Source organism: Achromobacter sp. DH1f (assembly GCF_000633435.1).
Taxonomy (GTDB): domain Bacteria; phylum Pseudomonadota; class Gammaproteobacteria; order Burkholderiales; family Burkholderiaceae_B; genus Achromobacter; species Achromobacter deleyi.
Map to the genome: position 1 here is coordinate 31,755 of NZ_AYMF01000011.1, position 16,809 is coordinate 48,563.

15 protein-coding genes are annotated in these 16,809 nt (G+C 69.3%); 2 read left to right on the forward strand and 13 right to left on the reverse strand.

Annotated features, from left to right (window positions below; genetic code table 11):
• Window position 1: 1 nt before the first annotated feature.
• The 13 genes from U858_RS0111105 to U858_RS0111165 all read right to left on the reverse strand — a co-directional run bounded on the left by U858_RS0111105 (window position 2) and on the right by U858_RS0111165 (window position 14,245).
• Window positions 2-1,255 carry a D-amino acid dehydrogenase gene (locus U858_RS0111105; RefSeq protein ID WP_025137230.1) on the reverse strand — a complete coding sequence of 418 codons (1,254 nt, stop codon included), beginning with the start codon at window positions 1,253-1,255 and terminating at the stop codon, window positions 2-4.
• Between the two features lie 85 nt (window positions 1,256-1,340).
• Window positions 1,341-2,876: an amidohydrolase family protein gene (locus U858_RS0111110; protein WP_025137231.1), complete on the reverse strand. Its 1,536-nt coding sequence runs from the start codon at window positions 2,874-2,876 to the stop codon at window positions 1,341-1,343.
• 8 nt (window positions 2,877-2,884) lie between these two features.
• Window positions 2,885-3,550, reverse strand: a complete 666-nt coding sequence (locus U858_RS0111115) for a TetR/AcrR family transcriptional regulator (RefSeq protein ID WP_025137232.1) — start codon at window positions 3,548-3,550, stop codon at window positions 2,885-2,887.
• Entirely contained in the window at window positions 3,537-4,466 is a 930-nt protein-coding gene (locus U858_RS0111120; RefSeq protein ID WP_025137233.1) for a hypothetical protein, read from the reverse strand. The genes U858_RS0111115 and U858_RS0111120 overlap by 14 nt, the downstream gene beginning before the upstream one ends.
• 27 nt (window positions 4,467-4,493) lie before the next feature.
• Window positions 4,494-5,393, reverse strand: coding sequence for a carbohydrate ABC transporter permease (locus tag U858_RS0111125; protein WP_025137234.1), 900 nt, complete (start codon window positions 5,391-5,393; stop codon window positions 4,494-4,496).
• Window positions 5,386-6,327, reverse strand: coding sequence for a carbohydrate ABC transporter permease (locus tag U858_RS0111130; protein WP_025137235.1), 942 nt, complete (start codon window positions 6,325-6,327; stop codon window positions 5,386-5,388). The genes U858_RS0111125 and U858_RS0111130 overlap by 8 nt, the downstream gene beginning before the upstream one ends.
• On the reverse strand, window positions 6,324-7,445 hold the full coding sequence (locus U858_RS0111135) for an ABC transporter ATP-binding protein (protein WP_025137236.1): 1,122 nt from the start codon (window positions 7,443-7,445) through the stop codon (window positions 6,324-6,326). Before U858_RS0111135 ends, U858_RS0111130 begins: the two co-directional genes overlap by 4 nt.
• Before the next feature lies 1 nt (window position 7,446).
• Window positions 7,447-8,898 (reverse strand): ABC transporter substrate-binding protein, encoded by a 1,452-nt coding sequence (locus U858_RS0111140; RefSeq protein WP_025137237.1) that lies wholly within the window; start codon window positions 8,896-8,898, stop codon window positions 7,447-7,449.
• A gap of 272 nt (window positions 8,899-9,170) precedes the next feature.
• Complete coding sequence (locus U858_RS0111145; RefSeq protein WP_025137238.1) at window positions 9,171-10,133, reverse strand: Nudix family hydrolase; 963 nt, start codon at window positions 10,131-10,133, stop codon at window positions 9,171-9,173.
• Window positions 10,126-10,992: an ATP-binding protein gene (locus tag U858_RS0111150; RefSeq protein ID WP_025137239.1), complete on the reverse strand. Its 867-nt coding sequence runs from the start codon at window positions 10,990-10,992 to the stop codon at window positions 10,126-10,128. The genes U858_RS0111145 and U858_RS0111150 overlap by 8 nt, the downstream gene beginning before the upstream one ends.
• 263 nt (window positions 10,993-11,255) lie before the next feature.
• The gene (gene argJ, locus U858_RS0111155) at window positions 11,256-12,482 is read right to left on the reverse strand and encodes a bifunctional glutamate N-acetyltransferase/amino-acid acetyltransferase ArgJ (RefSeq protein ID WP_025137240.1); all 1,227 of its coding nucleotides are present in this window, start codon (window positions 12,480-12,482) and stop codon (window positions 11,256-11,258) included.
• Window positions 12,483-12,603: 121 nt separating this feature from the next.
• Window positions 12,604-13,644: a hypothetical protein gene (locus tag U858_RS0111160; protein WP_025137241.1), complete on the reverse strand. Its 1,041-nt coding sequence runs from the start codon at window positions 13,642-13,644 to the stop codon at window positions 12,604-12,606.
• Window positions 13,645-13,750: 106 nt separating this feature from the next.
• Window positions 13,751-14,245, reverse strand: coding sequence for a MarR family winged helix-turn-helix transcriptional regulator (locus tag U858_RS0111165; RefSeq protein WP_025137242.1), 495 nt, complete (start codon window positions 14,243-14,245; stop codon window positions 13,751-13,753).
• Between the two features lie 307 nt (window positions 14,246-14,552).
• Here U858_RS0111165 and U858_RS0111170 point away from each other — a divergent pair, with 307 nt between their 5' ends.
• Both U858_RS0111170 and U858_RS0111175 read left to right on the forward strand, forming a co-directional pair.
• Window positions 14,553-15,716 (forward strand): ABC transporter substrate-binding protein, encoded by a 1,164-nt coding sequence (locus U858_RS0111170; RefSeq protein ID WP_025137243.1) that lies wholly within the window; start codon window positions 14,553-14,555, stop codon window positions 15,714-15,716.
• Window positions 15,717-15,887: 171 nt separating this feature from the next.
• A complete protein-coding gene (locus tag U858_RS0111175; RefSeq protein ID WP_025137244.1) occupies window positions 15,888-16,808 on the forward strand; it encodes a branched-chain amino acid ABC transporter permease in 921 nt (306 codons plus the stop codon).
• Window position 16,809 lies beyond the last annotated feature (1 nt).

Below are 16,809 nucleotides of genomic sequence, written 5' to 3' on the forward strand. Positions count from 1 at the left end.
GTCATGCCGCCAGCGCGAACGCCGCCGGATCGACCGCCGGACGGCGGCCCCGCATCAAGTCCGCCAGCATGCGCGCACTGCCCGCGGCCAGCGTGAAGCCCAGGCCGCCATGGCCTGCGTTCAGCCATAGATTGCGCCACGGGGTCGCGCCGATGAGCGGCTTGCCGTCGGGCCGCGCGGGGCGCAGGCCCGCCCAGGCCTGGGGCGCACCGGCTGGATTCAACCGCGGAAAGAACCGCGCCACGTCGTCGCGCAGGCTTTGCACGCGGCGCGGGTCGATATGCGCGTCTTGCGCGCCAATGTCGACCATGCCGGCCACGCGCAGGCGCTGGCCCAGCCGCGCATACACCACCTTGCGGCCGATATCGCTGATGCTGGAGACGGGCGCGACACTGTCGGGCGTCAGGTCGTAGGTCAGGCTGTAGCCCTTGAGCGGATAGATGCGCAGGTCCAGCCCGATGCGCCGCGCCAGCGCCTGCGCGCCGGTGCCGCCGGCCAGCACGTAGTGATCGGCCTGCAGGTCGCCGTGGGGCGTGGACAGCGCGACGATACGGCCGTTCTCGGTGCGCAGGGCCGACACCGGGGTATTGAAATGAAAGCGCGCCGGGCCGGGCGCGGCGCGCAGGATGCGGGCCAGTTCATCGCACAGCCGCAGGCAGTCGCCGGCATCTTCGGTGGGCGTATAGATGGCGCCGGCGATGCTGGCGCCGATGTCGGCCAGCGCGGGTTCCAGGTCCAGGCAGGCCTGGCGGTCCAGCGCACGCTGCTCGCAGCCCAGCGACGCCTGGTAGTCCATCTGCGCCAGCGCGCGGCCGTAGCTGGCGGCATCCTGGTAGACCAGCAGCTTGCCGGCCGAACTGAAATCGAACGCCGGCCGTTCCTGGCCGACCAGCTCATGCACGCACAAGCGGCTGTACAGGCCCAGCGCCAGCAGCTCGCGCGTGGTGGCGCGGCTTTGGGCGCGGGTGCAGGCGCGCAGGAAGTCCAGGCACCAGCGCCATTGCGCCGGGTCCAGCCGCGGACGCCAGCGCAGGGGCGTGTCGCGGCCCAGCAGCCAGGCGGGTAGCTTGGGCAGCACGGCGGGGTCGGCCAGCGGCGCCACGAAGCTGTAGCTGAGCTGGGCGCCGTTGGCCCGGCTGGTGCCCAGGCCCGGGCCTGGGCCGGCGTCCACCACGCTGACCTGGTGGCCTTCGCGATGCAGGGTGTAGGCGGTGGCCATGCCGACCACGCCCGCGCCGATGACGATAGTGTGCATGATGCTCCGGGGAAAGGGCGCCGCCCGCGGGGTGGCGCCGGATGGCAGGGATGCCGCGCGGCGGCGCCGCGCGATGCAAAAGGGATCAGGCCGCAGGCTGGTCCGACGAGGCAGGCGTGCCGGGGCCGGCCCAGGCGGGTGTGTCAAAGCCCGGCGCCGCGCGATCGTCGCCGCGCAACAGGCGGCCCGGCCGGGCACCGGTGGGCGCGCCGTGTTCCTCGACCAGCTGGCCGTTGACCAGCACCGCCTGGATGCCGGCGGACGGTTGCAAGGGGTCGGCGAACGTGGCCAGGTCGGCTACGGCGGCCGGGTCGAACACCACCACGTCGGCGTAGCAGCCGGCGCGCAGCACGCCGCGGTCGCGCAGCCCGAACTGCGCGGCGGTCAGGCTGGTCATGCGGCGGATGGCCTGTTCCATGCCCAGCACGCGCATTTCGCGCACATAACGGCCCAGCACCCGCGAAAACGCGCCCCACAGCCGCGGGTGCGGCCGCTGGTCATGCGGCAGGCCATCAGAGCCGATCATCACGTTGTCGTGGCCGATGACGCGCTTGACGTCGTCTTCGTCCATCGAGAAATAGATGGCGCCGCCCGGCGACAGCTCTTCGGCCAGGCGCTGCGGGTCCTTGCCTTCGCGGGCGGCCAGCTCGCGCAGGTCCACGCCCTGGATCTCGGGCCGCGTCTGCGACCAGGTGACGATGATCTTTTCACCGGCCGGCACCCGGCGCGGCTCCAGGATGGTGGACGAGGCCGCATAGGGATACACATCCATGCCCACCGGCTGGTCGGCGCGCACGCGGTCGTACAGCGCCAGCGTCTCGGCGGTGCGGCCGTGGTTGTGCTTGCCGGTGACCTTGTGGTGCGACAGGATGGCCGGCACGTCGGCTGCGCGGCCGATCAGAAAGGCCTCTTCCATGGACTCGCAGACGTGGTCGGCCTCGTCGCGCAGGTGGGTGGTGTACAGGCCCTGCCAGGCGGCCAGCGGCGCGGCCACGCCGATCACTTCTTCGGTGCTGGCGTGCATGGCGGTGGGGTAGTACAGGCCGGTGGACAGGCCCGCCGCGCCCGCGGCCATGGCCTGGTCCAGCGCATGGCGCATGGCGGCGATTTCCTTCTTGTCGGCGGGTCGGTCCAGCCGGTCCATGGCCGACACGCGCAGGCTGGAATGGCCGACCAGCGCCAGGCTGTTGACGGCGGCGGGGCTGGCGTCCAGCGCGGCGGCGTAGTCCTGCATGCGGGCATACAGCTCGCCGGTGTGCTGGGCCAGCAGGTTCAGCGGCGGGGGCACGATGTTGCCCGGCGCGCGCACCGGCGCCAGGCTGATGCCGCAGTTGCCCGTCACCACGGTGGTGACGCCCTGGCTGACCTTGGGGCGCATCAGCGGCGACCCCAGCAGGGCGCGATCATCGTGGGTGTGGCAGTCGATGAAGCCCGGCGCCACCACCTTGCCGGTGGCGTCCAGGCGGCGCGGGGCGGTCCAGCCGGCGCCGTCGCCGATGGCGGCGATGCGCTGGCCCGAGATGGCCAGGTCGGCGCGGCGGGCCGGGCCGCCCAGGCCGTCGGCGATCAGGCCGCCGCTGATGATGAGGTCGTAGTCCTGCGGGTGGGGATGCGCTGGCATAGAGGGGTTCAGGTGTCGGTGTCGGCGGGCGGCCGGGTGGTCTTGCGGCGCGCCTCCAGGGTGGCGAGGGATTCGGTATTGAGCGGTTCGGGAAAGCCGTGCTTGACCAGGTGTTCCAGCGCGCCGTTGATGCGGTCCCAGCCTTCCGGGGTGCGCAGCGGCACGCCCAGGAAGTGGCTTTCGGTCTTGGCGCGCAGCATGAGGTACAGCACGCCGGCCAGCATCACACTGACGACGGCGGGGGCGTCCATGTCGGTGGTCAGGCCGTCGACGCGGTCGATGAAGCCGCGTGCGGCGCGCTCGCGGCGCTCGGCCAGCGGGGCGGACACGTCGTTGCGTTCGATCAGTTCCCAGCGGCGCACTTCACGCAGCGACTCGTTGCCGGCCAGCGCGTCGATCTGGGCCCGCAGCATGGACAGCACCAGGTCGCCGGGGCTGCGCTGGCTGGATTCGTCGGCGGCCAGCAGGTCGGGGTTGCGGGTCCAGAAGTCCTGTTCCTGCATCCAGGCCAGCATCAGGCCGGGCATGCCGTCGAAATAGCGGTAGATGAGTTCCTTGCTGACCCCGGCGCGCTTGGCGATGGCGTTGATGCCCACGCCCTGCATGCCGGTTTCCTTGATCTGGTCTTCCAGGGCTTGCAGGATCTGGCGCTCGGTGTTTTCACGTCGGGACATGGGCCGATTCCTTCATGAGGATGAGGGAGCGGGCGGGGTCCGGCAGACCGAACACCCGGCCGTCGGCCATGTCGACGACTAGCTCGCTGACGGTATGGCCGATATGCCTGCCATCTTGCCAGACTTCGCTGCCCAGGTAGACGGCATTGGCGCGTCTGCGGGCGGTGGGAAACGACGGGTCGGCCTGCTCGATGGCGGTGACGCGCAGGTGGGCGTCGACGTGCACCCGGTCGCGCGGCCCCGGCTGGATCGCCACCGGCGCCCGCAGGCTCAGGGCCCGCCAGGCGCAGGCCTCCCCCGTCAGTGCATGCCAGGCCAGGTCGGCCATGGCTTGGGCCAGCGGCGGGCAGGGAAAGATCGAGTTGTGCAGCAGCGCCAGCCGGCAGGCGCCGTTGTCGCGGGCGGCCTGGCCCTGGTCGGGGCGGCGCGCCACCCGGTCGGTGTTGCCCCAGGCCAGGCGGCCATCGGCGGACAGGGCGATCAGGCCGGCGTCGATTTCAGGGTGCGCCCGCAACACCTCGGCCACGGCGGTGTCTGGCGCCTGCCCGGCGGCCAGGCGCCGCAGCACCGCCTGGTTCAGCGGCACGCCGTCCGCGCCCGGCCGGTTGGGCAGGCGGTGCCCGGTCACCAGCCCCACGCCGTCGGCGCCCGGCAGGAATTGCACCAGCGGCTCGGGGCGGTCGGGGCCGCTTTCGATCAGGGCCGCGTGGCGCGCGCGCAGCCAGGCCGGCGGCAGGTCCAGCGCCGTCACGCCGCCGCGCTGGACGGTGGCGTGCTGCACCCGGCCGTCGTCGTCCAGCACGGCGAACACCGCGAAGCCGCCGATGGCGCCGTGGCCCAGCAGTTCGGCGGCCAGGGCGGCGGCGCGCACGGCAGCGCCGGCATGGGGGCCGTGGGCGGCGACGCCGATGGTCATGTTGGATTCCTGGTTGCGGGCATGGCGTCAGTCCGTGTTGCTCGTCACCGGGTCGACGATGTTCAGGTTGGTGATGAAGCGCTGGAACAGCATGGCCAGCGCCAGCGGCGGCAGGGCGGCCAGCATGCTGGCCGCGGCGAACAGGCCCAGGTCGGCCCGAAAGCCCGGCATCAGCGGCGACAGGCCCAGCAGCGCCGCCGACAGCGTCTGCGCCGTCGTGCCGCCCGTCAGCACGATGGCGAACAGCAGGTCGTTCCAGCCCACCAGGAAGGCGATGATGAAGGCTGCGGCAATGCCGGGCAGCGCCATCGGCAGGGTCACGTGGCGCAGCATCTGCCAGCGGGTGCAGCCGTCCATCCGCGCGGCGCGTTCGATTTCCACCGGCAGCGATGCGAAGTAGCCCATCAACACCCACGACAGCAGCGGTATGACGGCGGTCAGGTAGACGATCCACAGCCCGAACAGGCTGCCGGCCAGGCCGATGGCGGCAAAGAACACGTAGTACGGAATCAGCAGGGCAATCGGCGGCAGCGTGCGCGAGGCCAGCAGCACATACAGCAGCGGCCCCTTGAAGGGAAACTCGAAACGCCCCAGCACGTAGCCCGCCAGCGTGGCGATGGCGGTGCCGGCCGCCGCCGCGGGCAACGCCACCAGCGCGCTGTTGACGAAGCCGGCCATGATGGCACGGGTCTGCCCGCCGAAGATCGAATCGGAACTGGATAGGCCGAGCACCCGCAGGTAGTTGTCGACGGTATAGCCGCCGGCGTTGTGCGCCACGCCCATGATGATGGCCGACTCGTCCATGAACGAGGCCTTCAGCGTCCAGTACAGCGGGAACAGGCACCAGAACGCCACGGCCGCCACGCCGGCCCCGACCAGCCAGGGGCGCCAGCCTTCGCCGGCCGCTCTTGCGGTTTCGCTACGCATGGCTGGCTCCTTGCGGACGCTTCTTGCGGATCAACATGAAGTACGCCGTGGCCAGCAGCAGCGACAGCACCGTCAGCAGGAAGGCGGCGGCCGACGCCAGGCCGTACTTCGAGAATTCGAAGTTGTAGCGGAAGATCAAGAGCGGCAGGATCTGCGTGGACGTGCCGGGTCCGCCGCGCGTCAGCGAGAACAGCAGGTCGAACTGGCGGACGGCTTCCACCGTCATCACCACCAGCACGATCAGCGTGGTGTGCTTCAAGTGGGGCAGTGTGATGTGGCGAAAGCGCGCCAGGGGGCCGGCGCCGTCCACCCGCGCGGCGCGGTACAGGTCGCGTGGAATGGTCTGCAAGGCAGCCAGGTAGAAGAAGCTGCCCAGCGGCGCGATGTGCCACACGAAGGCCAGCGCCACCCAGAACAGCGCCCAGTCGCTGCCCAGCCAGACCGTGCCCGGGCCGGCCAGCCCCAGCGGCGTCAACAGGCCCGTCAGCGCGCCGAAGCTGGGATTGAGCAGGAAGGAAAACACCGTGGCCGTCACCACCTGCGACATGGCCCAGGGCAGCAATGCCAGGCCGCGCACCAGGCCGCGCAGCGGCATTTCTTCGTTCAGTACCAGCGCAATGCCCAGCGCCGCCACGAACGACCCCACCACGCACATCGCCACGAAGCCCAGGCTGCGCCAGATGGCGTCGGTGACGGCGGGGTCGGTCAGCACTTCGCCGTAGAGATCGGCGCCGACGAATTCCTCTGTGCGCAGGATGGCATTGGTGTCGTGCAGGCTGAGCCAGAACGAATAGCCCAGCGGCACGCCGATGATGAGCGTGTTCAGCGCATACACGGCGATGATGACCGTCAGCGCAAAGCTCAGGTCCGACATCTCTTTGCCGCCAGGGGCGGCGCGCGGCGCGGACGCCTGCGGCAGGCTGGCGGCGCTCATGTGCGCGGCTCCTCGCCGCCATGCACGCGCAGGCCGGCGGCGTCGAACAGGTACAGGCGGGCTTCGGGCAGGGCCAGCGCGATGGGGGCGCCGACCTCGTAGCGGCGCTCCGGCGGCAGGCGGGCGCGCAGCCGCGGGCCGTCTTCGCCGGCCGTGGCCACGTCCACGAACTGATCCGGGCCCACCGGTTCCACCGCCCAGACCTGGCCTTGCAGCAGCAGGCCGTTGCCGGCCAGCGGCGCGGGTGCCATGGCTTCGGGGCGGATGCCCAGGGCCGCCTGGCTGCCGGCGGGCAATGCGCGTGCGGCAGCGGCCAGTGCGGGCGGCAGCGCATAGACGCCGCCGGCGGTGCGCAGGGCCGGCGCGCCGTCCTGGGACTCCAGCGTGCCGCGCAGGAAGTTCATGCCGGGGTTGCCGATGAAGTCCGCCACTTCCATGCTGGCCGGGCGGCGATAGATCGTGTCCGGGTCGGCGAACTGCAACAGGTTGCCGCCCGACATCACCGCGATGCGGTCGGCCAGCGTCATGGCCTCGACCTGGTCGTGGGTGACGTAGATGAAGGTCGCGTTCAGGCTGCGGTGCAGGCGCTTGAGCTCGACCCGCATGTCGGTGCGCAGCTTGGCGTCCAGGCTGGACAGCGGCTCGTCGAACAGGAACAGGTCGGGGTCGCGCACCACGGCGCGGCCGATGGCCACGCGCTGGCGCTGGCCGCCCGACAATTGGTAGGGCTTGCGGTCCAGCATCGATTCGACCCGCAGCAGCGCGGCCGCGCGGTCGACCCGGCTGCGCACCTCGGCCGCCGGCATCTTCTGCATGCGCAGCGGAAAGCCGATGTTCTCGCGCACGGTCATGTGCGGATACAGCGCGATGCTCTGGAACACCATGGCCACGTTGCGCCGATGCGGCGGCACCTGGTCCACCCGCCGGTCGTCGATGCGGATCTGGCCCCCGGTGGGCGTGTCCAGCCCGGCGATCATGTTCAGCGTGGTGGTCTTGCCGCAGCCCGACGGCCCCAGCAGCACCACGAATTCACCATCGCGGATGTCCAGGTCCAGCGAGCGCACCGCCGTGAAGCGCGTGTACGACTTCTGTATGCCTTGCAGGGAAACGCTGGCCATGTCAGCTCCGCTTCAAGATCTTGGCATACTTCTTGTACAGGCCGTCCCAACGGGCCCGCAGCTCGGTGGCGACCTGCACGGGCGTGCGGGTGCCTTTGATCAGCATGTCCTGCGCAATCATCTCGTGCATGCCGGTATCCCATTCCTGGTACCAGGGCGCCTTCAGGATATTGGCGGCCACGGCCTTCTCGCGGCCTTCGAACAGCCACTGGTAGACCTGTTCCTTGTAGGCCGGGTACATCCATTTCATGATGGCGGCGCGGCTGTCGGCATCGCGGTACAGCTCGGGAAACGGCACTTCCAGGTTGGCCTTGGCGATCCAGTTCTTGTGCGTCGTCAGCTGGCCCGCGCGGTCGCGGTAGCCGAAGTACTTCACCAGTTCCCACAGCGCGGCCTGTTCGGCGTCGCTGCGCTTGCGGGTCGACATGCACAGCAAGGCATGGCCCACCAGCACCGTGTCGTGGGTGGCGCCGGGCACCACCGGGTTGTAGCTGGAGTACGCGGCGATCTGGCTCTTGGCCGGATCGTTGTAGTTGAAGCTGTAGTAGTCGATGTTCAGGTGGAAGGCATGCTGGCCTTTCATCCACGAGCTGGACGTCTCGGTGCCCGACCAGGTCAGCACGGCGCGTTGCACCAGTTCGTCGTCCCACCAGCGTTTCCAGTCGGACAGCACCTTCACCAGCGGCGTGTCGGGGCCGAAGGTGGCGCGCAGTTCGCCGTCGACAAAACGTTCGCCTTCGGCGAAGCACTGGGCGATCAGCGCCCACGGCAGGCCGGTCCAGGCGTTGTACCAGGGCATCAGCATGGGATGCTGGGCCAGGCCCTTTTTCTTGATCTCGCGCGCCTGCTTCTCGACGGTGGCCCAATCTTGCGGGTAGTCGGCCGCGTTGGCCGTGCCGCCAAAGCCCGCCTCGCCCAGCATCTTTTCATTGCGGAACAGGGCGTAGGGGCCGCCGTTGTAATAGGTCAGGCCCAGATAGCAGCCGTCGGTGGCGCGGGCGTCTTCGACGATGCCGGGAAACATCTGCTTCTGGATATCGGCCAGGCCGGGCATGTCGTCGATCGGCCGGATCCACCCGGCCGCATACCAGCGGGAAGCCTGGCCGCGCTGGGCGTAGAACAGGTCCAGCGGCGCCTTGGCGGCCAGCTGGGTTTCCAGCACCGCGGCGTAGTCGCCGGGAATGGGCGACAGGTTCACCGGCACGCCGCTTTCCTGGGTGAAGCGTGCCGCACCTTGCTGCACGATTTCGCTGCCCCAGGGCCAGAAGGCGAAGGTCAGCGGCGCAGCCTGCTGCGCCAGCGCCCGTAGCGGCCAGCCGCCGGCCGCCAGCCCGGCCGCACCGGCCAGGCCCGCGGCGCCGCGCAGGAGAAAGTCGCGGCGGTCCAGGCCGGCGCGGTCGGACGACGCCAGGCCCGGGTGGGGGCGGCCATCAGGAAAGGGGGGCAGGGGCATGCTGGACTTCCTTGTTGTGGGAACGACGACAAAGAAACGGTGCAGCAAAAGCGGGTGCAGCAAAGGCGGTGGGGCAAAAACGATGTGACTGCGTGGTCACATCAGGGATGAAGATATTGCTTTCGCGTCCGGGGCAGCAAGGGGGGAGTTTCCCTAACGGGATGCGCGCCGCCTGGACTTGTACCCGGGCGGGGCATGCCATGGGGGCGTTGCGGGCGGGCGCGCAGCCCGGCAGGAATGGGCCGGCGCGCCGCGGCGCCGGCCTGGGGCCATCAGATCAGCCCGCGAATCCCGGCGATGCCGTGCGCGCCATGGCGCAAGGCCTGCGACACGGTCTGGGTGGATTGCCCGCCCAGCGCGAACACCGGAATGCCGGCGTCGCGGTTGCCTTCGACGAAGCCTTCCCAGCCCAGCGTCGGGGCGCCGGGGTGGCTGGGGGTGTCCAGCACCGGACCCAGCACGGCAAAGTCGGCGCCCAGTTCGCGCGCATGCACGACCTGCGCGTTGTCGTGGGCGGACACGCCGACCAGCGCGCCGGCCGGCAGCTCGGGCCGGGCCGTCAGGCGGGCGGCATCCGCGCTGCGCAGGTGCACGCCATCGGCCTCGCGCCACCAGGCGGCCGGGTGGGCGCTGTTGACCAGCACGCGTGCGCCCGCGGCGCGGCAGCGCTTGACGATCTGCTGCAGCGCCTCGTGCAGCGAGGCCGACGCCGCGCCGTCCGGCCATTGCGGTTCACGCAGCTGCACCAGCTTGACCCCGCGCGCCAGCGCCGCGTCCAACCGGCCCAGGAACGCCGACAGGCCGGCCCGCGACCCGATCGAACTGATGCCGTACGTCGTGGGCAGTTGTAGCCAGCGCAGCGGCGGCAGCGTAGCGGGCAAAAGGTCGCCCACCGACGCGGCGTTGGCCGGGTCGACCCATTCCAGGCGCTGGTTTTCCAGGCTGCGCGGTTCGCCTTCCCACGCCGTGACGTGGCAGAACGCCAGGCGCACCGTGGTGTGGGGGTAGACGTGCACGTAGGTCACCCACGGGCGCGATTGCGTCACGCGGATGCCGATTTCTTCCTGCAATTCGCGCGCCAGGGCCTGCAGCACGGTTTCGCCGGGTTCCAGCTTGCCGCCCGGCAGTTCCCACCAGCCCGACCAGGGCTTGCCTTCGGGGCGCTGCCCCAGCAGCAGCATGCCGTCCGGGCGCAGGATCAGGCCGGCGGCGACGTCGATGATCTTGTCAGACATGGCGGGCAGCCCAGTCACGCGCGAATTGGTAGGCGACGCGGCCCGAACGCGAGCCGCGTTCGATGGTCCATTGCAGCGCCTCGGTGCGCGACGGCTCGATCTGCGCCTCGGGGCAGCCCAGCTCGCGCAGCCAGTGGTAGACGATGTCCAGGTAGTCGTCCTGCTTGAAGGGGTAGAACGACAGCCACAGGCCGAAGCGTTCGGACAGCGAAATCTTTTCTTCCACGGTTTCGCCGGGGTGGATCTCGCCGTCGGGCTGGTGCTTGGCCTGCAGGTTTTCGCTCATGTATTCCGGCATCAGGTGGCGCCGGTTGGACGTGGCGTAGATCAGCACGTTGTCGCCCGACGCGGACACCGAGCCGTCCAGCACCGACTTCAGCGCCTTGTAGCCCGCTTCGCCTTCCTCGAACGACAGGTCGTCGCAGAACACGATGAAGCGTTCGGGGCGCGAGGCCACCAGTTCGACGATGTCGGCCAGGTCGCCCAGGTCGGACTTGTCGACTTCGATCAGCCGCAGGCCGCGGTCGCCGTAGGCGGCCAGCATGGCCTTGACCAGCGAGCTCTTGCCGGTGCCGCGCGCACCGGTCATCAGCACGTTGTTGGCCGGCTTCTTGTCGATGAACTGCTGGGTGTTGCGGTCGATGATGCCCTTCTGGCGCTCGATGTGCTGCAGGTCCTGCAGGTCGATGGTGGCCACGTGGCGCACGGCGTCCAGCCAGCCGCGCGAGCCGCGCTTGCGCCAGCGGAACGCATGCGCGCTCCAGTTGATTTCGGGCGGGGCCGGGGGCAGCCAGGCTTCAAGCTGGGCCAGCACGCGTTCGGCGCGCTGGATGAGGGTGGTGAATTCGTTTGCGGTCACGGTGTAGTCCTGGGAGAGCGAACGGGCGGGCCCTGGCGTCGGGCCCGCAGCGCATTCGCGGGCATCGTCGGATGAGGGGGCGCGTTCCGCCGCAAGGCGTCCTGGAACACGCGCCGCTCAACGGTTGTCACCGGCCGGGGCCGCAGTGATGCCGCGGGCCGCCGGGGGGCAGTGACAGGCGATGGGTAAGGCACAGCCACTGGAGTTCACTGCTGTCGCCTGCCGCACCGGGGTCAGCCGGGCGGCGGGCGAGGGTAAAGCGATCAGGAACGGTAGTCGGCGTTGATCGTCACGTACTCGTGCGAGAAGTCGCAGGTGTAGACGGTGTCGCTGACCTGGCCGCGGCCCAGCGCGATGCGGACCGTGATCTCGGCCTGCTTCATGACGCGTTGGCCATCGGCTTCCTGGTAGTCGGGGTTGCGGCCGCCGCCCGTGGCCACCAGCACGTCGTCCAGCCACAGGCGGATGTGCGACACGTCCATGTCGTCGATACCGGCGTAGCCCACGGCGGCCAGGATGCGGCCCAGGTTGGGGTCCGACGCGAAGAAGGCGGTCTTGACCAGCGGCGAGTGCGCCACGGCATAGGCCACCTTCAGGGCTTCTTCGGTGCTGCCGGCTTCTTCGACGCGTACCGTCATGAACTTGGTGGCGCCTTCGGCGTCGCGCACGATCTTCTGTGCCAGTTCCAGGGCGGCGGCCGACAGGGCCTCGCGTACGGCGGCGTAGTCGGCGTCGGTTTCAGCGTTGATTTCCACGCCCGACTTGCCGGTGGCGGCGATGATGAACGAGTCGTTGGTGGAGGTGTCGCCGTCAACCGTGATGCGGTTGAACGAGGCGTCGGCGATCTCGACGGCCAGCTTGCGCAAGAGCGGCTGGGCGATGCCGGCGTCGGTGGCCAGGAAGCTGAGCATGGTCGCCATGTTGGGGCGGATCATGCCGGCGCCCTTGCTGATGCCGGTGAAGGTGACGGTCTTGCCGCCGATCTGGACGCGGCGCGACGAGATCTTGGGCAGGGTGTCGGTGGTCATGATGCCGTGCGCGGCGCTGGACCAGTGGTCGGCGCCCAGGTCGGCGATGGCGCCGGGCAGGCCGGCGAACAGGCGATCCAGGGGCAGCGGTTCAAGAATCACGCCGGTCGAGAAGGGCAGCACCTGCGCGGCGGGCACGCCCAGCAGGCGGCCGAGTTCGACGCAGGTGTCCTGGGCTTTCTTCAGGCCTTCGGCGCCGGTGCCGGCGTTGGCATTGCCGGTGTTGATGACCAGCGCGCTGATCGGGCCGCCGGCGGCCAGGTGGGCCTGGCAGACCTGCACGGGCGCGGCGCAGAAGCGGTTGCGGGTGAACACGCCGGCGACGCTGGTGCCTTCGGCCAGGCGGAAGACCGTCAGGTCGCGTCGGTTGGCTTTGCGGATGCCGGCCTCGGTGACGCCGATTTCAACGCCGGCAACAGGGAAAATTTCGGACTCGGAGGGGATCTGCAGGTTAACGGCCATGACTTCGTCTCATGAATGAGAAGGACGGAATCGCCGCCTGGGCCAGGCGGCGCGCGGGGGAAAGCTTCGTATTATCCCACTGCTTTGCGACAGGCCAAGGCGGGCGGCTGAAAGCCGGCTGTCAGGGAGCGGTCCGCATGGCCGCCACGTCCAGCACGCCGGCATCGCGGTTGGACAGGATGCTGCGCACGGTGCCGTCCGGCGCCTGCAGCACCGACATGCCGGCAGCGATTTCGCGGCCGTCGGCCTGGCGCGCCGAACGGCCGCGCGACGGCGAAAACAGCAGGTCGCCGGCCTGCACGCCGGGCACGCGCGGGCCGGCGGTCAGCATGCGGGTGCCGGTAGGGTAGGTGATGCCGCCCAGCGCGCTTTCGCGTGCCAGCAGGCCTTCGAATGTCAGCAGGCGGCGCTGGGCGTCCAGCGTCATGTCCACCTTCAAGAGCGGCATGCCGGCCACGGTCAGGGGTTCGCTGCCTTCGGCGCTCAGCCGCCAGCGCGGCGCCGGGCTGGCCGGGTCCGGGGCATTGCCGCGGACGGCCTCGTCGACCTTGATCCAGGCGCCCGCGGGCACCGGCTGCTGGTTCAGGGTGTTGCCGATGGCCAGGTGGCAGCTGGCAAAGCGCGGCTGGCCGCCCAGCATCACGAATTCCAGGCGGTGGCCGTGGGCACAGAGCCAGCCGTCCTGGGCCTGGTCGCGGGCGATCTCGACCGACAGGGTTTCGGGCTGGCGGGCCGTGGCTGCGTAATGGAACAGGCGGGTCGCGCTGACCCCCTGCACCGAGGCCAGGTGGCCCTCGGGAAAGGTGGCGCGGTCGAACGAGGCCGGGTCGCCCGGGGCGGTGACGCGCAGCACCGTGCCGGCGGGCATGTCCACTCCGGCCAGCCGGGCGGGCTGGGGCAGCGTCATGTTCAGGCTGGCGTCCTGGCGGGCTTCGCGCTGGGCGGCCAGCCATTGGCTCAGCTGCTGGTAGGGGAAGATGCCGCCGATGACGGCCAGCAGCGCCATCAGGATCGCGCCGCCGCGCCGGTGTTCGCCCAGCCACAGCCTGGCGCCGCGGCTGGTGGCCAGCACGGCCAGCCAGGTGAGCAGCGTGGACAGGCAGGCCAGCGAGACCACCATCAACACGTAGAAATTACCGCCAGGAAGAGATACCGGAATCATGGCGGCAATTATGCGCCAAACCGATGCCGATTTCCGGCGTGGGCGTGGGGATGTCGAGCCGGCGAAAACGGCTGCCGGGACGGCGCCTGCCGCCCGTGGCCGTTGCCTAGTCCTTGGCCGCGGCCGAACGCGTGGCCACCACCTGCAGCTTCAGTTCGCCCAGCGCCTGAAAGAGCGCATTGCGGCTGGCCTCTGGCAGTTCGCCGAACATGGACTTCACCCACGACTCGTGCGCCCGCGCCATCTTGGCGAAGCTTTTCTTGCCCTGCGGCGTCAGCTTGATGAGCGAGCTGCGGCGGTCGGATTCGACCTTGGTGCGCACCACCAGGCCTTCCTTTTCGAGCTGGTCGGTGATGCCGGTGATATTGCCGTTGGTCACCATCATGTGGCGCGACAGTTCGCCCATCTTCATGCCCTTGGGGGCGCGCTGCAATTGCGCCATCAGGTCGAAGCGGGGAAGGGTGGTGTCGAACTCGTTGCGCAGCCGGCTGCGGATCTCGCCTTCGATGAGATTGGCGCAGGTCAGCATGCGCAGCCACAGGCGCAGCGCATGGTGGTCGTCGGGCGCGGCGCGGGATTCCAGGTCGGGAGCGTCTGTCATGGTCGGGAAGGTTACCGGGAATACAGGGTGAAGGGCGGTTTTCGACGGGCGGATTTCTTGAGTATCCGCCGGATGTCGGGTAATGTCCGCGCGGGCCTGGTGAAAACCCTAGACTTGTTTTGGCGAATACTTTAAACCTAAACTATGAACCACGCCAGTTCTCCCCATGCCGCATCACGGGATCGGCTGCTGCGGGCGCCGGTCTGACGGCCGCCTAACCAGGCCGGCGGGCCGGGCATAGAAGTCCTTCGAATCGCAATTCCAAAAACAACACCCTCTGCGCGGCTCGCGCACGGAGCACACCACCATGCGTTTGATCACTTCCCTCGTTGCCGCCGCCGCGCTGGTTCCGGCACTGGCTTGCGCCGACCCGGTCAAGGTCGGCATCGCCAACGATATTTCCGGCCCGTTCTCGGCGCTGGGCGCCGAAGCCCGCGACGGCTTCAACCTGGCCATCAAGCAGCTGGGCAGCAAGCTGGGCGGCCAGCCCGCCGAATTCCTGCAGACCGACATGGGCGGCAACCCCGACCAGGCCCGCCAGCTGGTCACGCGCTACATCCAGCGCGACAAGGTCGATTTCTTCACCGGCCCGATCGGCTCGAACGTGGCGCTGGCCGTCGGCCCCGCGCTGTTCGCCGCCAAGGTGCCGTACCTGTCGAACAACCCGGGCCCCAGCCAGTTCGCCGGCGCCCAGTGCAATAACTACTGGTTCGGCTCGTCGTACCAGAACGACGCCTTCCACGAGGCCGCCGGCAAGGTCGCCGCCGACCGCGGTTTCAAGAAGATGTTCATCATGGCGCCGGACTACCCGGCGGGCAAGGACGCCCTGACCGGCTTCAAGCGCGGCTACAAGACCGCCCCGGGCGACGAGGTCTACACCAAGCTCGGCCAGATCGACTACGCCGCCGAAATCGCCCAGATCCGCGCCGCCAAGCCGGACGCCGTCTATATCTTCCTGCCGGGCGGCATGGGCATCAACTTCGTCAAGCAGTTCGTTTCGGCCGGCCTGTCGCAAAGCGTCAAGCTGATCGGCCCGGGCTTCTCGGCCGACGAAGACGTGATCCAGGCCGTGGGCGAACCCATGCTGGGCATGTACAACACCGCGCAGTGGGCGCATGACCTGGACGTGCCGCAGAACAAGGCCTTCGTCGAGGCCTTCCGCAAGGAATACAACGGCCGCTACCCGTCGGTGTACGCCGCCCAGGCCTATGACGTCATCATGGCCATGGACGCCGCCGTCAAGCAGGCCGGCGGCAAGGCCGCCGACCGCGATGCCATCGTCAAGGCGCTGGAAAAGGCCGACTACCCCTCGGTGCGCGGCAGCTACACCTACGGCAAGAACCACTACCCGATCCAGGCCTACTACCTGCGCGTCGTCGACAAGGACGCCAGCGGCCGCATCACCAACAAGCTGGTGGGCAAGGTCTTCGACAAGTATCAAGACGTCTACGTCGGCGACTGCAAGCTTTAAAACGTACGGCCACACGATAAAGCCCGGCCCCGCTGCGTCGCAGGGGGCCGGCATTGCCGGTTCGATGCCTGACCCAGCAGGGTCGCACGCATTCGGCTTTGCTGGTCCGTAGCGATGTCCCTTTCAGGGGGAGCAGCACTTCGGGGTGGGCACACAGCAGGGGATTTTTTCATGACGTTCACGCTCATCGTCGAGCAATTGCTGAACGGTCTGCAGTTTGGGTTGATGTTGTTTCTGATCGCGGCCGGGCTGACCCTGGTGTTCGGCATCATGGACATCATGAATCTGGCGCACGGCTCGCTCTATATGGCAGGCGCCTATGTCGCCGCCGAAACCATGCAACGCACGGGCTCGTTCACGGCCGCGGTGCTGGTCGCAGCGGTCGCCACCGGCCTGGTCGGGGTGGCGCTGGAACTCACGCTGATCCGCCGCCTGGCGCTGCGCGACCACCTGGCCCAGGTGCTGGGCACCTACGCCATCATTCTCATCGCCAATGACCTGGTCAAGATGATCTGGGGCCCGGCCCCCGTCATGCTCAACATGCCGGCCGTGCTGTCCGGCCCGGTGCGGCTGCTGCCCGACCTGCTCTATCCCGCCTACCGCCTGATGATCATCGTCTTCGGCGTGGCCTCGGCCGTGGGCTTGTACTGGTTCGTCACGCGCACCCGTGCCGGCGTGCTGGTGCGGGCCGGCGCCTCGAATCGCCAGATGGCCACGCTGATGGGCGTGCGCGTACCGCTGTTGTTCCTGGGCGTGTTCGTGCTGGGCGCCATGCTGGCGGCCGTGGCCGGCGCGTTGCTGGGGCCGATCACTTCGGTGCAGGTCGGCATGGGCGAGGAAATCCTGATCCTGGTGCTGGTGTGCATCGTCATCGGCGGCATCGGCTCGATCCGCGGCGCCTTTGTCGGGGCGCTGCTGGTGGGCATGGTGGATACCGCCGGGCGGGCCTTCCTGCCGATGCTGCTGCGCCAGGTGTTCTCGCCTGCCGTGGCTTCCAGCGTCGGCCCCACGCTGGCCGCGATCGCCATCTATGTGTTGATGGCGGCGGTGCTGGTGTTCCGGCCTTCCGGCCTGTTTCCGGCGCGAGGCTGAG